13 protein-coding genes are annotated in these 15,653 nt (G+C 72.3%); 2 read left to right on the top strand and 11 right to left on the bottom strand.

All coding sequences use genetic code 11. The annotated features are described in order from the left end of the window. Positions 1-47 precede the first annotated feature (47 nt). The 8 genes from ACFYZL_RS12070 to ACFYZL_RS12035 form a co-directional block, all read right to left on the bottom strand. Positions 48-1,511, bottom strand: a complete 1,464-nt coding sequence (locus ACFYZL_RS12070; RefSeq protein WP_388678373.1) for a hypothetical protein — start codon at positions 1,509-1,511, stop codon at positions 48-50. A gap of 97 nt (positions 1,512-1,608) precedes the next feature. Then, positions 1,609-3,018: a lysine N(6)-hydroxylase/L-ornithine N(5)-oxygenase family protein gene (locus ACFYZL_RS12065; protein ID WP_388678370.1), complete on the bottom strand. Its 1,410-nt coding sequence runs from the start codon at positions 3,016-3,018 to the stop codon at positions 1,609-1,611. Further along, entirely contained in the window at positions 3,015-4,433 is a 1,419-nt protein-coding gene (locus ACFYZL_RS12060) for a pyridoxal phosphate-dependent decarboxylase family protein (RefSeq protein WP_384746534.1), read from the bottom strand. The genes ACFYZL_RS12065 and ACFYZL_RS12060 overlap by 4 nt, the downstream gene beginning before the upstream one ends. Before the next feature lie 246 nt (positions 4,434-4,679). Continuing rightward, positions 4,680-7,220: an aminopeptidase N gene (gene pepN, locus ACFYZL_RS12055; RefSeq protein ID WP_388678367.1), complete on the bottom strand. Its 2,541-nt coding sequence runs from the start codon at positions 7,218-7,220 to the stop codon at positions 4,680-4,682. A gap of 83 nt (positions 7,221-7,303) precedes the next feature. Further along, positions 7,304-7,621 carry a chorismate mutase gene (locus ACFYZL_RS12050; protein ID WP_384746536.1) on the bottom strand — a complete coding sequence of 106 codons (318 nt, stop codon included), beginning with the start codon at positions 7,619-7,621 and terminating at the stop codon, positions 7,304-7,306. 76 nt (positions 7,622-7,697) lie between these two features. After that, on the bottom strand, positions 7,698-8,858 hold the full coding sequence (locus ACFYZL_RS12045; RefSeq protein WP_388678364.1) for a sensor histidine kinase: 1,161 nt from the start codon (positions 8,856-8,858) through the stop codon (positions 7,698-7,700). Between the two features lie 250 nt (positions 8,859-9,108). Next, positions 9,109-9,762 (bottom strand): response regulator, encoded by a 654-nt coding sequence (locus ACFYZL_RS12040; protein ID WP_384746538.1) that lies wholly within the window; start codon positions 9,760-9,762, stop codon positions 9,109-9,111. Between the two features lie 145 nt (positions 9,763-9,907). Continuing rightward, on the bottom strand, positions 9,908-10,681 hold the full coding sequence (locus ACFYZL_RS12035; RefSeq protein ID WP_384746539.1) for a serine protease: 774 nt from the start codon (positions 10,679-10,681) through the stop codon (positions 9,908-9,910). A 152-nt stretch (positions 10,682-10,833) separates the two neighbouring features. Between ACFYZL_RS12035 and ACFYZL_RS12030 the strand changes: the two genes are divergently transcribed. Both ACFYZL_RS12030 and ACFYZL_RS12025 read left to right on the top strand, forming a co-directional pair. Continuing rightward, positions 10,834-11,736, top strand: a complete 903-nt coding sequence (locus ACFYZL_RS12030) for a hypothetical protein (protein WP_388678360.1) — start codon at positions 10,834-10,836, stop codon at positions 11,734-11,736. 143 nt (positions 11,737-11,879) lie between these two features. Further along, positions 11,880-12,536: an HAD family acid phosphatase gene (locus ACFYZL_RS12025; protein WP_384746541.1), complete on the top strand. Its 657-nt coding sequence runs from the start codon at positions 11,880-11,882 to the stop codon at positions 12,534-12,536. A 32-nt stretch (positions 12,537-12,568) separates the two neighbouring features. Here ACFYZL_RS12025 and ACFYZL_RS12020 read toward each other — a convergent pair whose 3' ends face one another. Genes ACFYZL_RS12020 through ACFYZL_RS12010 form a run of 3 tightly spaced genes read right to left on the bottom strand, consistent with a single transcriptional unit; the run spans position 12,569 to position 15,653 of the window. Beyond that, positions 12,569-14,272 (bottom strand): FAD-dependent oxidoreductase, encoded by a 1,704-nt coding sequence (locus ACFYZL_RS12020; RefSeq protein ID WP_388678357.1) that lies wholly within the window; start codon positions 14,270-14,272, stop codon positions 12,569-12,571. Beyond that, the gene (locus tag ACFYZL_RS12015) at positions 14,269-14,772 is read right to left on the bottom strand and encodes a flavin reductase family protein (protein ID WP_384746543.1); all 504 of its coding nucleotides are present in this window, start codon (positions 14,770-14,772) and stop codon (positions 14,269-14,271) included. Before ACFYZL_RS12015 ends, ACFYZL_RS12020 begins: the two co-directional genes overlap by 4 nt. Then, a complete protein-coding gene (locus ACFYZL_RS12010) occupies positions 14,760-15,653 on the bottom strand; it encodes a VOC family protein (protein ID WP_388678354.1) in 894 nt (297 codons plus the stop codon). The genes ACFYZL_RS12015 and ACFYZL_RS12010 overlap by 13 nt, the downstream gene beginning before the upstream one ends.

Below are 15,653 nucleotides of genomic sequence, written 5' to 3'. Positions count from 1 at the left end.
TGTACGGGGTCGGGGTTCGCTGTGGCGGGCTCCGGCCCCGTGCGGTTTCAGCCGGTGGTGTGGACGAGGTGGGCGGGGACGGCGGCGTCGAGGGCGGCGATGAGGCGTTGGCCGTGTGTGACCTGGTCGGGGTGGAGGTGCATCTGGCAGCCGCAGCCGGTGAGGACGGTGCGGCCGGGGCCTTCGTGGCGTACGAGGGCTGTCTCGTCGAAGCGGATGTCGTGTTCGTCGCGGTGGGCGTCGCGGATGACGATGCCCCAGGGGGTGAGGACGTACTCGCCCTGGTGGCTGCGGCGGGTGACGGCGCGGCGCAGGGGGTTCATGCGGTGGCGGGTGCCGGGGGTCGGGGGGTGCTGTCCGTGGGGGCGCCAACAGTCCGAGTTGGGCAGGAGTGAGCCGTTGGGGGTCCGTAGGTGGAGTTGGGTCTGCTGGGGGACGACGAGGACGGAGTCGGGGAGGGCGTGCTCCAGGTAGGTGCGGACGGCTTGTGGGGTGACGGTGGCGTGGCTCTTGATGAGGGTGTCGTCGTCGAGGTAGGGGATGGCGAAGTGTTCGGCGAGGACGGCTCGTTCGAAGGGGCGTCTGCTGCCCCAGAGGGGTCCGGCTTCGGAGCGGATGGCGTCGGTGAGGGCGTCGAGTTCGGCTTGTGCGGGGCCTTTGCGGGTGAGTCTGAGGGTTTCCTGCCAGAGCGTCACGGCGGTCTCCCGGGCCCTGCCGGGGCGGGGGTGGACGGCGAGGACGAGGTCGAGGGTGTTCTGGTCGCGGAGGAACCAGTGGGCGCCGGTGTGGGCGGTGCGGTGCACGGCGCGGTCGACGCGTCTGCGCAGGACGAGTTGGGCCATGGTGGCGGCGGCGTCGGAGGCGTCGCAGGTCAGCAGGAGGGAGACGGTGTCGAGGGGCCGGCGTTGCCAGGTCCCGGATACGTGGGGGCGGGTGCGGGGGGTGGTTCGCCGGGGTGGTGGGCCGTCGGGCAGGGGCAGGGCGAGTCCCGGGGGCGGGGGGCCGTCGAGGGCCAGGACGGCGTTGCCGCGGGTGAGGTGGGCGGCGGCGTGGGCGCGGACCGTTTCGGGGGTGAGGGTCGCGTACGAGCCGGGGTGCTCGTAGGTGATGAGGCCGGCGGCGTGGGGGCCGTAGCGGGCGCGCAGGGGGGCGGCCGGGTGGTTGGCGGCGTTTTGGGCGGGGAGGCCGGCGAGGGCGGCGGTGACGTGTTCGGTGTGGTGCAGGGGGAGGTCGGAGAGGGCGTGGCAGATGGTGAGCAGGAAGCCGGTGACGTCCTCGGGGGTGCCCTTGGCGGTGAACTCGATGACGTCGTCGCGGAGGTTGCTGCCGTACGGGTGCGGTCGGTTGCCGGCCTCGGACATGACGAGGCCTTCGATGACGCGGGTGACGCCGAGGGTGGGGGCGGTTTCGTCTCGGACGCCGGTGCCGAAGGAGAGCTGTGCGGTGAGGGGACCGGGGGTGGGGGCGGGTGTCCACAGGACGGTGACCCCGTCGGCACTGGTTCGCTGCATGCGTCGACCCTAGGGCCCTGTCGTCGAACTCCCGTCGTCGTCCGCGGACGACGGTTCGACGACGGGCTCTGGTGCCGGGCGGTGGGCGGGCCGGTGGTCAGGGGTGGTCGACCAGGGGGAGGAGTTCGACGGTGGGGCGGGGGCGGCTGTGTTCGCGTTGTTCGAGGCCGAAGGTGGTGAAGGCGGTGCGGGTGGGTTGGGGGTAGGGCTCTTTGCCGGTGAGGGTGTTGAGGATGGCGGCGCTGCGCCATGCGGCGAGGCCGAGGTCGGGGGCGCCGACGCCGTGGGTGTGGCGTTCGCCGTTCTGTACGAAGACGCTGCCGGTGACGCTGGGGTCGAGGACCATGCGGTGGCGTTCGTCGATGCGGGGGCGGCCGGAGGAGTCCTTGCGCAGGTAGGGGTCGAGGCCTGCGAGGAGCGCGGTGAGGGGGCGTTCCCGGTAGCCGGTGGCGAGGACGACGGCGTCGGTGGTGAGGCGTGAGCGGCTGCCCTGTTCGATGTGTTCGAGGTGGAGTTCGACCTTGGTGGTGGCGACGCGGCCGGCGGTGCGGACGCTGACTCCGGGGGTGAGGACGGCGTCGGGCCAGCCGCCGTGGAGGGTGCGGCGGTAGAGCTCTTCGTGGATGGCGGCGATGGTGGCGGCGTCGATGCCCTTGTGGAGTTGCCATTGGGCGGGGACGAGGTGGTCGCGTACGGGTTCGGGGAGGGCGTGGAAGTAGCGGGTGTAGTCGGGGGTGAAGTGTTCGAGGCCGAGTTTGGAGTACTCCATGGGGGCGAAGGAGGGGGTGCGGGCGAGCCAGGTGAGGCGTTCGCGGCCGGTGGGGCGGGCGCGGAGGAGGTCGAGGAAGACTTCGGCGCCGGACTGGCCGGATCCGATGACGGTGACGTGGTCGGCGCCGAGGATGCGTTGGCGGTTGTCGAGGTAGTCGGCGCTGTGGATGACGGGGACGGTGGGGGCGTCGACGAGGGGGCGCAGGGGTTCGGGGACGTAGGGGGCGGTGCCGATGCCGAGGGCGAGGTTGCGGGTGTGGGTGCGGCCGAGTGCTTCGGCTTCGCCGTCGGCGTCGAGTTGGGTGAAGTCGACTTCGAAGAGGTCGCGTTCGGGGTTCCAGCGGACGGCGTCGACCTGGTGGCCGAAGTGGAGGCCGGGGATGCGTTCGGCGACCCAGCGGCAGTAGGCGTCGTATTCGGCGCGCTGGGTGTGGAACTGCTCGGCGAAGTAGAAGGGGAAGAGACGTTCCTTGTGCTTGAGGTAGTTGAGGAAGGTCCAGGGGCTGGTGGGGTCGGCGAGGGTGACGAGGTCGGCGAGGAAGGGGACTTGGAGGGTGGCTCCGTCGATGAGGAGTCCGGGGTGCCAGCGGAAGTCTCGGCGTTGGTCGTAGAAGACGGTGGAGAGTTCGCCCGCTCCTTGGTGCGGGAGGCCGTGGGCGAGGGCGGCGAGGGAGAGGTTGAAGGGTCCGATGCCGATTCCGACGAGGTCGTGGGGTGCATCGAGCTGGGCGGTCATCGGTGGGTGCTGCCTTCCAGGAGGGTGATGAGGGTGTCCAGGTCCCTCGCCGTGGTGTGGGGGTTGAGCAGGGTCGCTTTGAGCCAGAGGCGTCCGCCCGTGTGGGTGCGGCCGAGGACGGCGCGGCCTTCGTGGAGGAGGGTGCGGCGCAGTGCGGCGACGTCGTCGTCGGTGGTGTGGGCGGGTCTGAAGAGGACGGTGGTGATGGTGGGGGGTGCGTGGAGTTCGAAGCCGGGGTGGGCGTCGAGGCGTTCGGCGAGTCGGTGGGCGAGTTCGCAGGTGTGGTCGATGAGGTCGACGAGGCCGTCGCGGCCCAGGGCGCGCAGGGTGGTGGCGATCTTGAGGGCGTCGGGGCGGCGGGTGGTGCGCAGGGAGCGGCCGAGGAGGTCGGGGAGGCCCGCTTCGGTGTCGTCGGTGGCGTTGAGGTAGTCGGCCTGGTGGGCGAGGGGGGTGAGCAGGGCGGTGTCGGGGACGAGGAGGAGTCCTGCGGCGACGGGCTGCCAGCCGAGTTTGTGGAGGTCGACGGTGAGGGAGTGGGCGCGGTCGATTCCGGCGAGTTTGTGGCGGTGGCGGGGGCTGAGGGCGAGGGGGCCGCCGTAGGCGGCGTCGATGTGGAGGTCGGCGCCGTGGTGGTCGCAGAGGTCGGCGATGCGGTGGAGGGGGTCGATGAGTCCGGCGTCGGTGGTGCCGGCGGTGGCGGTGACGAGGGTGGGGCCGGTGGTGGTGGCGAGGGCCTCGGCGAGGTGGTCGGGGTCGAGGGTGCCGGTGGGGGTGGGGATGGCGACGGCGGGTGGGAGGCCGAGGAGCCAGGCGGCGCGGGGGACGGAGTGGTGGGCGTTGGCGCCGTGCAGGACGGTGAGGGCGGGGCCGTGGCGTTCGCGGGCGAGGAGGATGCCGAGCTGGTTGGCTTCGGTGCCGCCGGTGGTGACGAGGGCGTCGGCGTGGGGGGTGTCGTAGAACTCTGCGGCGAGGGTGCGGGTGAGGAGGGCTTCGATCGCGGAGGCGGCGGGGGCCTGGTCCCAGGAGTCGAGGGAGGGGTTGAGGGCGGCGGCGGCGAGGTCGGCGGCGGCCGCGACGGCGAGGGGCGGGCAGTGCAGGTGGGCTGCGCAGAGGGGGTCGGCGGGGTCGGCGGCGCCGGCGGCGAGGGCGTGGACGAGGGTGGCGAGGGCTTCGTGGGGGCCGGTTCCCTTGTCGGGCAGTACGTCGCGTGCGTCGCCCGCGGTGCCGAGGGCGGCTTGGACGCGGGCGGTGACGGTGTCGGGGCCGCCGGGTGGGAGGGGGCCGCCGCGGTCGCGGGCGCCGGTGTGGAGGGCGGTGAGGACGGTGTCGAGGAGGGGGCGCAGTGACTCGGCGCCGGTGGCTCCGCCGGCGAGCGGTGGGGTTCCGGGTCGTCGTGCGGGTGGCGGCGCGGTCATGTCGGTGTCCTCACGGGAGTGGAACGGGGCGGCGGCTGGGGGGCCGGCCCTTCGTGGGGGCACGTGGCGCGGGGCGGTGCCGCGGTGGCGGCGGGTGCCCGGTGGGTACAACGATCAGACCCGAATGGGGTAACCCTGCCGGGGTTTTTCCGGGTTTTGTGCGCGTTCGGGGGGCGGGGGGCGGGGGGCCGCTGCGCGGAGCTGCTCCCCGCCCCGCCCTTTCTCCGTTTCCCGGGGCTCCGTGGGTCAGGCGCCGCGGACGCGGAGGGCGCGGGCCAGGTCGTCCAGTTGGTCGATCAGTTTGCGGCGGAGGAGGGGGAGGATGTCCGGGTCCGTCAGGCAGGTGTGGCCGGACGTGAGGTTGGCTTCGTCGATGGCGTAGACGGGGAAGGCCCAGCGGCCGGCGGCTTCGGCGATGGCGGGGCCGCGGCGGGCTCCGAGGGCTACCGCCTCGGGGTAGAAGCGGGGGACGTAGTCCCGTACGAGGTCGACCTGTTCGGGCTGCCAGAAGCCTTGGGCGGTGGCGCTGAAGAGGTAGTTGGACAGGGTGTCGTCGTGGAAGAGGCGCTGCCAGGCGGCGGCCTTCGCCTCGGGGGTGGGCAGGGCGGCGCGGCAGCGGGCGGCGCCTTCCTCGCCGGTGGCGCTGGGGTCGGCGGCCAGCGCGGCGTCGATGGCGGATTCGTCGACGGCGCCGAGTACGCAGAGTCGGGCGAGGATGCGCCAGCGCAGTTCGGGGTCGAGTTCGGGGCCGCCGGGGACGGTGTCGTCGGCCAGCCAGGCGGCGATGGTGTCGGGCTGGGTGGCGCTGTCGACGAGGGAGCGTACGGCGGTCAGTCGCAGGCCCGGCGCGGAGCCGTCCTCGGTGCGGCGCAGCAGGTCGCGGGCGATGTCGGTGAGGGTGTTGAGGGCCGCGGTGCGCTGTTCGGGCGGGAGGTAGCGGACGGCGATCTGGGTGCGGGCGAAGGTGAGGACGCCTTGGACGATGGCGAGGTCGTGTTCCTCGGGCAGGTGTGCTTCGGCGGTGGTGAGGTAGTCCTGCGGGTCGAGTTCGCCGTCGCGGACCATGTCGCGCAGGGAGTTCCAGACGACGGCGCGGGTGAGTGGGCCGGGGATGCCGGAGAGGCCGCGCAGGACGGTTTCGACGGAGGTTTCGTCGAGGCGGACCTTGGCGTAGGTGAGGTCGTTGTCGTTGACGACGAGGAGTGCGGGGCGTGGGCCGCTGACGGAGAGGACTTCGTCGGAGGGGACGTCGAGGTGGAGGAGTTCGGTGCGGTCGAGGAGGCGGCCGTCGGCGGGGTCGCGGTCGTAGACGCCGACGGCGACGTGGTGGGGGCGGGTGCCGTCGCGGTCGATGGTGAGGGTCCAGCCGGGGGCGCCGGTGCCGCGGGGGTCTTCCTGGATCTGGGGGGTGAGGGTGTCGATGCCGGTGGTGCGCAGCCAGATGTCGGCCCAGGCGTGGACGTCGCGTTCGGTGTGGGCTGCGAGGGAGTCGACGAAGTCGGCGAGGGAGGCGTTGGCGAACTTGTGGCGGGTGAAGTGGGTGTTGATGCCGGCGAGGAAGTCCTTCTCGCCGAGCCAGGCGACGAGTTGGCGCAGGGCGGAGGCGCCCTTGGCGTAGGAGATGCCGTCGAAGTTGAGGAGGGCGGAGGCGGTGTCGGGGACGTCGTCGGGGGTGGGGGCGACGGGGTGGGTGGAGGGGCGCTGGTCGGCGTCGTAGCCCCAGGGTTTGCGGGTGACGCCGAATTCGGTCCAGGTGTCGGTGAAGCGGGTCGCTTCGGTGAGGGTCTGGTAGCCCATGTATTCGGCGAAGGATTCGTTGAGCCAGATGTCGTCGAACCAGGCGAGGGTGACGAGGTCGCCGAACCACATGTGGGCCATCTCGTGGGCGATGACCATGGCGCGGGACTGGCGCTCGGTGTCGGTGACGGCCGAGCGGTAGATGAACTCGTCGCGGAAGGTGACGAGTCCGGGGTTCTCCATGGCTCCGGCGTTGAACTCGGGTACGAAGGCCTGGTCGTAGGAGTCGAAGGGGTAGGGCTCGGTGAACTTCTCCTGGTAGCGGTCGAAGCAGGCCGTGGTGACGGAGAGGATCTCGTCGGCGTCGGCGTCGAGGTGGGGGGCGAGGGAGCGGCGGCAGTGGATGCCGAAGGGCAGGCCGGCGTGCCGGGTGTGGACGCTGTGCCAGGGGCCGGCGGCGACGGCGGCGAGGTAGGTGGAGATGAGGGGGGTGGGGGCGGAGTGCCAGGTGGCGGTGGCGGCTTCCGTTTCGGTGTCGCTGCCGTCGCGTTCGGTGGTGCGGGTGGTGATTCCGTTGGCGAGGACCGTCCAGTGGGCGGGGGCGGTGACGGTGAACTCGAAGACGGCCTTGAGGTCGGGCTGGTCGAAGGCCGGGAAGACGCGTTGGACGTCGTCCATGAACATCTGGCTGTAGACGTACGTCTCGCCGTCGGCGGGGTCGGTGAAGCGGTGGAGGCCTTCGCCGGTGCGGGAGTAGCGCATGCGGGTGTCGATGCGCAGTTCGTGGGGGCCTTCGGTGAGGCCGTCGAGGGGGAGCCGATTGTCCTGGAGCGCGGTGACGGGGAGGGGTTCGCCGTCCAGGAGGGCGGATGTGAGGGTTTCCGGCTTGAGCTCGACGAAGGTGTCGCCCGCGGTGCGTGCGGTGAAGCGGATGTGGACGCTGGAGTCGAAGGTTTCGTCGCCGACCGTGAGGTCGAGGGCGACGGCGTAGTGGTGGACGTCGAGGAGCCGGGCTCGGAGTTGCGCTTCGTTGCGCGTCAGTGCGGACATGGGGCCCATGCTGCCGCAGTGGGCAGTCGGACCCCAGTCGGTTGCTCGTCGGTTGTGCTGCGGCCTGGTCCGAAAGACGGGCCCTACGCCTCGTCCTCGCCGGCGGCGATGGTCTCGTGGTGGCGGATGACCTCGGCGATGATGAAGTTGAGGAGCTTCTCGGCGAAGGCCGGGTCCAGTTTGGCGTTCTCGGCGAGCTGGCGCAGGCGGGCGATCTGGGCGGATTCGCGGCCCGGGTCGGCCGGGGGCAGCTGGTGGCGGGCCTTGAGGTGGCCGACCTGCTGGGTGCACTTGAAACGCTCGGCGAGCATGTGGACCACGGCCGCGTCGATGTTGTCGATGCTGTCCCGCAGGCGGGCGAGTTCGGCGGCGACGCTCTCGTCGATGGCACTGTTGTTCATGGTTCCCGAGAATACGTGCCGGGGGCGGCCGCGGCCCCGGGCAGCCGGGTTGTGAGACGCGGTCGTGATCTTGGTGTCACAGTGGCAGGAGTGCGGTGACGCTCCAGCCGCCCTCGGGGGTGGGTCCGGCGGTGAGGGTGCCGCCGAGGGCTTGGGCGCGTTCGGCCATTCCGGCGAGTCCGTAGCCTCCGCCGCGGGCGTTTTCGGACAGTTTGGCGGGGTGGCCGCCGTCGTCGGCGATCCGTACTTCCAGGCCTCCGGGGACGCTGCGCAGGGCGACGCGGACGGCGGTGGCGGTGGCGGCGTGCTTGCCGGTGTTGGTGAGGGCTTCCAGGACGATGCGGTGGGCGGTGGCGGCGACGTGGCCGGGGAGGCGGTTTTCCAGTCCTTCCTCGATGGAGAGGGTGACGGGCGGGCCGGTGGCGGAGAAGCGTTCGGTGAGTTCGCGGATGTCGGCGAGGCCGGCGACGGGGCTGGTGGTGGCCGTCGTGCCGGCTTTGGGGGTGTCGTTCTCGCGGAGGACCTTGACGACGCGGCGCATGGAGCCGAGGGCTGCGTCGCCGGCGGTCTCGATGCGGCCGAAGATCTCGGCGGCGCGTTCGGCGGAGACGTGGGTGAAGCGGGCGGCCCGGGCCTCGACGACGATGCCGGTGACGTGGTGGGCGACGAGGTCGTGGAGCTCGCGGGCGAGCTCCAGGCGTTCGGCGGTGCGGACGGCCTGGAGGTCGCGCAGGCGCTGGACGGACTGGAGGCGCAGGAGGAGCGAGTAGGTGCTGATGACGACGGTCAGGACGGAGAAGAGGAGGGTGAAGCGGCCGGGGTCGGTGTCCCGTACGGGTACGGCCATGCAGCCGAGGCCGAGGAGGGGGCCGAGGACGGCGGCGGTGCGGGCGGGGGCGCGGCGCAGGACCTGGGAGAGGAGGACGAGGAGGGCGAGGGCCTCGCCGCCGCCCCAGACGACGAGGGGGTGGTTGCCGAACATCAGGGCGAGGGTGGCGGTCCAGGTGACGGCGGCGGCGAACCAGGCGCGGGTGAGGAGGGGGATGCGGGGCCAGGGCGCGGCGCTGAGGCAGACGAGGATGCCGGACACCCAGACGGTGGCGTGCGGGAGGCTGGGTTGGCGGGCGAGTACGACGCCCTCGAAGGTGACGAGGGCGAGGAGGACGAGGGAGAGGGTGAGGCGGGCCGTGGTGGCGGCTTGCGGGTGGCGGCGGGCCCATCCGCTGAGCGGGCTCACGGGTGGCCCCCTGCCCCGGGGACTCCGTCCGGGATGCGGGTGGCGGTGCGGGGGGCCGTGGGGGTGGGCGCGTGCGGGTGCGTTGCGGCTGCGCCGCGGCTTCCCGGGGCTCCGCCCCGTGCCCCGCGCCTCAAGCGCCGGCGGGGCTGGATGTGGCCGGTGTCGCGTGCCGCGTGCGGCTCAAGGATCGGGGCTCCGCCCCGGACCCCGCTCCTCAAACGCCGGAGGGGCTGGATTTCGCGCCGCGGCGTCATGGCGTAGGGGTGGCCAGGCCGGATTCCCAGGCCCAGGCGGCGATTTCGACGCGGTTGCGGGCGTCGAGTTTGGCCTGGACGTTGGCGAGGTGGGTCTTGACCGTGGACAGGGAGACGTAGAGCTCGCCTGCGATCTCCGCGTTGGTCAGGCCGCGGGCGAGGCAGCGTACGACGTCGCGTTCCCGTTCGGTGAGGGGTTCCGCGGGGCGGCGGGCCTGGTGGGCGGGGGTGCGGGGGGCCATGTCCCGTAGGAGGCGGACGGTGATGGCGGGTGAGACGAGGGAGTCGCCGACCGCTGCCGCGCGGACCGCTTCAACCAGCATGGCCGGGCTCGCGTCTTTCAGGAGGAAGCCGGATGCTCCGCCGTGGAGCGCCGCGTGGACGTATTCGTCGAGGTCGAAGGTGGTGACGATGACGATGCGTGGCCGGTCGCGGCCGGAGAGGCGCCGGGTGACTTCGAGGCCGTCGAGCTTCGGCATGCGGATGTCGAGGAGGAGGACGTCCGGCCGGTGTTCCTCGACGGCTGTGAGGGCGGCCTCGCCGTCGACGACGTCGGCGAGGACCTCGATGTCGGGTTGGCTTTCGAGGATCATCCGGAAGCCGGTCCTGACCATCTCCTGGTCGTCCGCGATGACCACGCTGATCGCCATGAGCCGCCTGCCCCACTGTCTCTGTCGCCCGCTGCCGATGGATCCGATGGATCTTTCCCATGGGAACGGGGGCGGTGGCGGGGCGCAAGCGGGGTTTCGTCCTTCCGGCCCTATGGGGACGGGCCGGAAGGACGGGGTCCTGCTGCTAGAGGGTGGCTGCTGCGGCCTTGATGGCGGCCGCGAAGGTGGAGACCTCGGTGTAGACGCCGGGGTAGCCGGCGCGGGCGCAGCCTTCGCCCCAGCTGACGATGCCGACCTGGATCCAGGCGTTGTTGTTGTCGCGGCGGAACATGGGGCCGCCGGAGTCGCCCTGGCAGGTGTCGACGCCGCCCTGGTCGAAGCCGGCGCAGATCTCCTCGGCGGGGACGAGGGAGCTGCCGTACGCGGCCTGGCAGGAGGCGTCGGAGACGAAGGGGACGGTGGCCTTCATGAGGTAGCGCTGCTGGCCGCCGCCTTCGCGGGTGGCGCCCCAGCCGGCGACGGTGAAGGTGCCGTTGTCGAAGGCCTTGGTCTCGGCGATCTTGAGGGTGGGCTGGTTGATGGGCTTGGCGAGCTTGATGAGGGCCCAGTCCTTGCCCTGGCCGTTGTAGCCGGGGGCCTGGAGGACCTTGGTGGACTTGACCTTGATGGCGCTGCCGCTCTGGAGGTCGACGACGCCGGCGGTGGCGGTGATGGAGGTGTTGTTGCCGGATCCGTTCACGCAGTGGGCGGCGGTGAGGACGATCTGCTGGGTGTAGAGGGCGCCGCCGCAGCCCATGGAGAGGCGGACCATGAAGGGGAATTCGCCTTGTGCGGCGCGGGTGCCGCCGACGACGGGGGTCGGGGAGGCGGTGGCGGTGCCGGGCTGGAGGCTGACGGCGGCGAGGGCGACGGCTCCGGCGGCGAGGGTGCGCTTGAGGAATCGCGCAAGGGTGGTCATTGTCAACACATCGCCTTTCGTGGGGGGTTGGGCGGTGCGGGCCATCAAAGGGATGACGGGGTCATGACACACCCGTCGCCCGGCGGGCATCAAGAAGGGGTTTTCGGCCAACCGGGGGCGGTGGCCGGAGGGCTTGCGGCGGAGGGTGTCCGATGACGCACGACCGGAGGCCGGACAGTCCGGTCGAGCACGGATTTCCGCACCTGCCCGTGGTGCGCGCCTCGATCGCCGCGCTGTTCCGGAGGCTTTCGGCCGACGGGATCCGCGCCTACGCGACGAGCTTCTCCCCCGCCGACGCTGCCTTCGACGCCTCCGAGGACCTGCACCTGGGCGCACACCGGGTGGCCTCGGCGATGGTGCGCGCGCTGCGGCTGCCGGACGCGCGCATGGTGGTGGGCTTCCGGCCGATGCGGGACGCGGCGACGGTGGAACTGGCGGCCGGTCCGGAGTACTTCGTCGAGGTCAACGACCGGTTCCGCACGCATCGGCGGGACTTGGCGGCGGCGCTCTCCCACGAGGTGGCGCACGTACTGCTGCACCGGCTGGGCCTGCGCTTCGCGGACACCGCGGAGAACGAGATCCTGACCGACACCGCCGCCGCCTTCCTCGGGGCGGGCTGGCTGCTGCTGGACGCCTACCGCGAGGACGCGTTGACGTGGCAGCGGTTCGGCTACCTCACGCCGGAGGAGTTCGGGTTCGTCCTGGCCAAGCGGGCGGCCCTGTTCGGCGAGGACCCCTCGTCGTGGTTCACCAGCCCGCAGGCGTACGAGGCGTACGTGCGCGGTCGCGCCGTGGCCGAGCGGGACCGCCGCCGGGCACCCCTGTCCACGGCGGGGCCGGTGGCCCGGCTGCGCTACGCCAGGGACCGCCGCGCCGGGGCGGTTTCGGTGCCGGGCGCGGGTGCGGCGTACCGCTTCGAGGGGGCGGTGGACGGCGGCGGGTTGCGGGTGAGCTTCCCGTGCCCGGTGTGCGAGCAGCGGGTGAGGGTGCCGGTGCGGGGGCGACTCCGCGCGCGGTGCGGGCTGTGCCGGACGGTGCTGGACTGCGAGACCTAGCGACCGGGTCGGGCGGGGGTCGAAAGGTCCTCGGATTCACCGGGCGGCCACGAAAAGTTTCCTACCGACCAGTAGACATGGGGCAGGATCCGGTCAAGGCTGGGCACGTACATGCCAATGCGTGACCGAGGAGCGTCCCCCACATGCGCAGCACCCGTACCGCCGCCACCACCGCCGCCCTGGCCGCGGCCGCCGCCGTCATGGCCCTGGTTCCGGCCGGCGCCGCCCAGGCCGCGCCCGCGCCCGCCGCGGTGACGAGCCGTACCGCGTCCGCGCCCGGCGGGAACGCGGCGATCCTCGGCATCGACTACGCCACCTGGCAGCGGGACGTGGCGGGCGTCATCGACGCGGTCCGCCCGGCGATCGAGCAGCGCATCGCGGCCTCCCCGGCCGGCGAGAAGCCCGCGATCGTCCTCGACATCGACAACAGCTCGCTGGAGACGGACTTCCACTGGTTCTGGACGTTCCCGACCCCGGCGATCGCCAAGGTCCGCGAGCTGACCCGGTACGCGAACGACCGCGGGGTGGCCATCTTCTTCGTCACCGCCCGCCCGGGGATCGTGTACTCCCTCACCGAGCGCAACCTGCGGGCCGTCGGCTACCCCGTCTCGGGCCTCTACGTCCGTGACCTGCCCGCCCTGTTCGACGAGGTCAGCGCCTACAAGACGGGCAAGCGCGCGGAGATCGAGGCCCGTGGCTACACGATCATCGCCAACATCGGCAACAACACGAGCGACCTCGTCGGCGGGCACGCCGAACTGACCGTCAAGCTCCCGGACTACGGCGGCAAGCTCTCCTAGTCCTGCCGCCGCCCTGCCCGGCCCGCCGCACGTCAGCGGGTCGGGTCCGGCCGCTCCCCCGAGATGGCGTTGACCGCCGCCCAGCTGAACGCCATGGCGGGGCCGATCGTCGCGCCCGGGCCGGGGTAGGTCTCGCCCATCACCGCCGCCGAGCAGTTCCCGGAGGCGTACAGGCCCGCGATGGCGGTGCCGTCCTCGCGCAGCACACGGCCGTCGCCGTCGGTGACCAGGCCGCCCTTGGTGCCGATGTCGCCGGGGTGGACGGGGACGGCGTAGAAGGGGCCCTTGTCGATCGGTGCCAGGTTGGGGTTCGGCAGGGTCGGGTCGCCGTAGTAGCGGTCGTAGACGCTGTCCCCGCGCCCGAAGTCCTCGTCGACGCCCCGCTCGGCGAAGCCGTTGAAGCGGCGGATCGCGGCGGGCAGCCCGGGCGCCGAGATCTGCCGGGCCAGTTCGTCCACGGTGTCGGCCCGCTTCAGGAAGCCGCTCGCCGACCACTTCTTGGGGAAGGGCTGCCCGGGGAAGAGGCCGGCGAAGATGTACCGGGCCTTGGAGCGGGCGTCCAGGACCAGCCAGGAGGGCACGGTCCTGGCCTCCGGGCGGTCGGCGGCGTACATCCGGTCCACGAACGCGTGGTAGGGCGCGGCCTCGTTCGCGTACCGCTCCCCCGCCTCGTTGACGATGACCATCCCCGGGATGCCCCGGTCGGCGACGAGGAAGAACGGCTTCTCGCCGGGCGGGCACACCGAGGGCGCGCCCCACACCTTGTCGAGCAGGTCGGTGGCGGCGCCCAGTTCCTCGCCGAGCCGCAGCGCGTCGCCGGTCTGACCCTCGGAGGCGTGCGTCCAGGCCGTGGAGGTGGGGTGCGGCAGGTGCTTGTCGCGCAGCTGTTGGTCGTGGGAGAAGCCGCCGGAGGCGAGCACCACCCCGCCCCGGGCCCGTACGGTCGTCTCGCGCCCGTCGCGGGTGATCCGTACGCCCGTCACCCGGCCGGAGGCGTCGGTGACCAGGCCGGTCAGGGGCGCCGACAGCCACAGGTCGCCGCCGAGCCGGTGCAGGGACAGCCGCATGCGGGCGACGAGCGCCTCGCCGAGGGAGAGCAGGCTGCGGCCGGTGAGCAGGGCCTTCACGGCGCGCGCCCCGACCTTGAGGGAGACCTTCTTGCCGGCCCGGGTGCGGCTGACCATGTTGAGGAAGCGGAAGTCGTACGAGGTCATGGTCAGCCCGTACGTGGGCAGGCCGGCGCGGCGCATGTCGTGGCGCAGCGCGCCCAGCTGCTTGAAGTCGACGATGCGCGGTTCGATGGAGCGGCCCTGTGCCATGCCGCCTTGGGCCTCGGGGAAGTAGTCCGAGTAGCCGGGGGTGTACATGAAGCGGATCGCGGTGCGCTCGTGGAACTCCTCGACCATGCGCGGCCCGTGGGCGAGGTAGGCCTCCTTGCGGGCGGCGGGGACCCGGTCGCCGACGGTGGCGTCGAGGTAGGCGCGGGCCTTGTCGTGGGTGTCGGCGAGGCCGGCCCTGTCGAGGTGGAAGTTGCCGGGGACCCAGATCGCGCCGCCGGACAGGGCGGTGGAGCCGCCGTACTTGTCGGTCTTCTCGACGACGAGGGCGCTGAGGCCGCGCAGCCGGGCGGTGACGGCGGCGGCGAGGCCGGCCGCGCCGGATCCCACCACGACCACGTCGTACTCGTGCTCGTACTCGCGCTCGCGCTCGGGCTCGCGTGCGGGCTGGTCGGTCATTCGAAGGCTCCGGTGGCGTAGTCGCTGCGGAAGTAGAGCAGGGGTGATCCGCCCTCGCGGGCGGCCGGTTCGAGGATCCGGGCGGTGACCAGCCAGTGGTCGCCGGCTTCGTGGACCTCTTCGAGGGCGCAGTCGACGGTGGCGAGCGCTCCGGTGATGCGGACGGCCCCGTGCTCGGACAGTTCCCACTCGACGCCGTCGAACTTCTCGCCGCCGCGCCGGCCGAGGGCCTGGCATACCTCGCGCTGTTCCTCGGCGAGGATGCTGACCCCGAACCGGCCGGCGGCCCGCACGGCGGGCCAGCTGGAGGAGGACTTGCCGACGCACAGCAGGACGAGCGGCGGGTCCAGGGAGAGGGAGGCGAAGGACTGGCAGGCCAGGCCCGCCGGGCGGCCGTCGTCCCCGACGGCCGCGACGACGGTGATCCCGGAGGCGAAGGTGCCGAGGACCTCGCGGAAGGAGGCCGGGTCGACGGGGGTGGTCGCGGTCAGCCGTTCCACTGGTGGCCCCAGAAGCTGTCCGCGGTGATCTCCTTCGCCGTCCAGGTGGCGGGGTCGACGATCAGCCCGTCCCAGCCGTATTCGACCTGGAAGCCGCCGGGGGCCTGGGCGTAGAAGGAGACCATGTGGTCGTTGGAGTGCCGGCCGAGGGTGGAGGCGATGGGGATGCCCGCCGCGTTCATGCGGTCCAGGCAGTAGCCGACGTCGTCGAGGCGCTCCAGTTCGACCATGAAGTGGACGATGCCGGGGGGCAGCGCGCCCGGGTAGAGGCCGAGGCTGTGGTGGCGGCGGTTGGGGCTGAGGAAGTGCATCCAGTGGAAGTCCTTGCCGGGGGCGCCGGTGGGGACCGCGACCGGGGGCAGCTTCATGGAGTCGCGCAGCTGGAAGCCGAGGAGGTTCTCGTAGAAGTCGAGGGTGGTCTCGGTGTCGGGGGCGGGGAGGACGACGTGGCCGAGGCCGAGTTCGCCGGTGACGAAGCGGTTGCCGTACGGGGAGGCGAGCGGGGTGTGGTCCTGGGCCTGGCCCCAGTAGAGCTCCAGCGGGTTGCCGCTGGGGTCCTCGCAGTGGACCAGGCCCTGGACGCGGCGGTCGGCGAGGGTGGTGGCGTCGCCGGGCTTGACGGCGTATCCGGCGGCCTCCAGCTCGGCGGCGGCCTCGGCCAGCGCCTTGGCGTTCGCGACTTCGAAGCCGGCGGCGAGGAGGCGGTCCTGGGCGCCGGCGACGAACTGGAAGCGGTGGATGCGGTCGTCGATGCGGACGTTCAGCTGCGCGTCCGTGGAGCCCTGGGCCTCGGTCATGCCGAGGACGTCGAGGACGTAGCCGCGCCAGGCGGCGAGGTCGGCGGTCTCGATGCGGAGGTATCCGAGTGCGCGGATGTCCAT

The sequence above is a fragment of the Streptomyces sp. NPDC001717 genome (assembly GCF_042892775.1).
GTDB lineage: Bacteria > Actinomycetota > Actinomycetes > Streptomycetales > Streptomycetaceae > Streptomyces.
This window is presented reverse-complemented; position numbering and strand designations above follow the sequence as displayed.